Here is a 2000-nt window from a genome sequence, read left to right as displayed (position 1 = left end):
ACGGCGGCGACGATGTGGTCGGCGCCGAGCACGACCTGCCGCTCCAGGTGCGCGGCGGCGGGGATGACGGAGTCTGCGGACGTCAGGCGCACGACCGGCGCCCGCAGCGCCCCCCAGGCGCGCTCGGTCAGCGCGGCGGCGACCTCCGCACCCCAGGTCCCGCCGGGGGTGCTCTCCTCGGCGACGACGACGAGCGCGCCGTCCACCAGCGGCAGCACCGGGTCCAGGTCGAGCGGGTGCAGGCGGGCGGGCACGGCCAGGTGCGCGACGACGCCGTGGGCGCGCAGCTCGCGGGCCGCCCGGAGGGCGCGGTGGACCACGCCGCCGGGGCACAGCAGGACGACGTCGGCGCGGGCCAGGTCGTCGGGGAACACGTGCGCCCAGCCCGGTTCCGCGCCCAGGAACCGGTAGCCGCGCCCCTCCCCCGCGTCGCCGTCGCGCAGCACCCGCCGCGTGTAGAGGACCTTGTCCTCGAAGAGCATCGCGGGCCCCCGGTCGAGCCCGAGGGCGATCAGGTCGTAGGGGTCGTGGAACGGGGTGGTCTCGTAGAGCGCGAGGTTCGGGACGCCCAGGAAGTGCTTCTGCACGCTCTGGCTGTGGGTGGGGCCGTAGCCGCGCCCCGCGCCCACCGGGCAGCGCACGAGAACCGGCATGGGCAGGGTGCGGCCGTACATGGTGACCGACTTGGCCACCATGTTGGCGACCTGGTCGAACACCAGGGTGGCGAAGTCGCCGAACATGACCTCGACGATCGCGGAGTCGCCCGCCAGCGCCAGGCCCGCGGCGACCCCGGCGATCCCGGCCTCGCTCAGCGGGGTGCTCAGCACCCGGCCGGGGTGGGCGGTGGACAGCCCCCTGGTGGCCTTGAACGCCCCGCCGTAGGGGTCGGCCAGATCCTCGCCCAGCAGGTGCAGCCCCGGCCGCTCCCGCAGGTGCCGGTGCAGTGCGGCGTGGAGCGCCTCCACCACGCGCGGCGCGGTCACAGCTCGACGCCCTTCTCCGCGAGGACCGCGCGCAGCGCGCCCACCGAGCGGCAGCGCCGGGCCTCGCGGGCCGCGATCCGCACGCCGTAGGCGTCCTGCACGGCGACGACTATCTGCACGTGGCGCAGGCTGGTCCAGTGGGCGGTGGTGGCCGCCCCGGTGGTGTCGTCCACGTCGGACTCGGCGACGCCGAGGATGCCCGCCACCAGCGGGACGAGAGCGGTCATCGGGTCACTCCGGCGGTAGGGGCCGCCCAGGCGGCCGGTGGTCGGGCGGCGACGCGCTCCACGACGGCGTCCACCGCGGAGCGCGCTCGCCGGTCGGCGTCGTGGAACCGCTCGCCGAGCGCTTCGGCGAGCCGGGGGTGCCAGTCGAGTGCGCGCAGGGCGGCGACCTGCTCGGGGGGCCGGGTGTCGTCGCCCTTGCTGTGCGGCCCGAGCCGGTGGGTGTCGAACTGGACCACGGCGGGCCGGCTCCCGGTGCGCACGGCGTGGACCACGGGAGCCACCGCGGCCCGGATCCCGCCGACGTCCTGACCGGACACCCGCAGGAAGTCGACGCCGAACGCGGCGGCACGCCGCCCGATGTCGCCCGCCAACTGCTCCCCGGTCGGGGTCGACTGGGCGATCCCGTTGTGCTCGACCAGGACCAGCAGCGGGACCCCCCACAGCGAGGCCAGGTTGAGCCCCTCGTAGACCGCGCCCTCGCCCCAGGTCCCGTCGCCGGTGTAGACGGCCGCGACGCGCCCGGTGCCCGCGTTCCGGTGGTGCAGCGCGATCCCGACCGCCACGGGCAGCCCCTGGCCCTGCACGCCCGTGGACAGGAAGCCCGGCCGGTGCAGGTGCTGGCTTCCGCCCACCCCGTTGCACACCGCCCCGTCCCGCCCCATGATCTCGGCGAGCAGGCCCTCGGGGTCGGCGTGGGCGGCGAGGTAGTGGCCGTGGCTCCGGTGGTTGCCGACCACGAAGTCGCCCGCCAGCAGCGGGGCCATGGCGACCGGGACGCACTCCTGCCCCA

General features: G+C 76.3%; 3 protein-coding genes. All 3 read right to left on the bottom strand.

What is annotated here, in order from left to right; all coding sequences use genetic code 11:
- The coding region (locus ACTUAL_RS15035; protein ID WP_440900683.1) for an alpha-ketoacid dehydrogenase subunit beta at positions 1 to 983 on the bottom strand (983 nt) is incomplete at its 3' end.
- Positions 980 to 1210 carry an acyl carrier protein gene (locus ACTUAL_RS15030; protein ID WP_096494704.1) on the bottom strand — a complete coding sequence of 77 codons (231 nt, stop codon included), beginning with the start codon at positions 1208 to 1210 and terminating at the stop codon, positions 980 to 982. The genes ACTUAL_RS15030 and ACTUAL_RS15035, both read right to left, overlap by 4 nt.
- A partial coding sequence (locus tag ACTUAL_RS15025) for a thiamine pyrophosphate-dependent dehydrogenase E1 component subunit alpha (protein ID WP_440900682.1) occupies positions 1207 to 2000 on the bottom strand: 794 nt, incomplete at its 5' end. The genes ACTUAL_RS15030 and ACTUAL_RS15025, both read right to left, overlap by 4 nt.

The organism is Actinosynnema sp., assembly GCF_052038725.1.
This window is presented reverse-complemented; position numbering and strand designations above follow the sequence as displayed.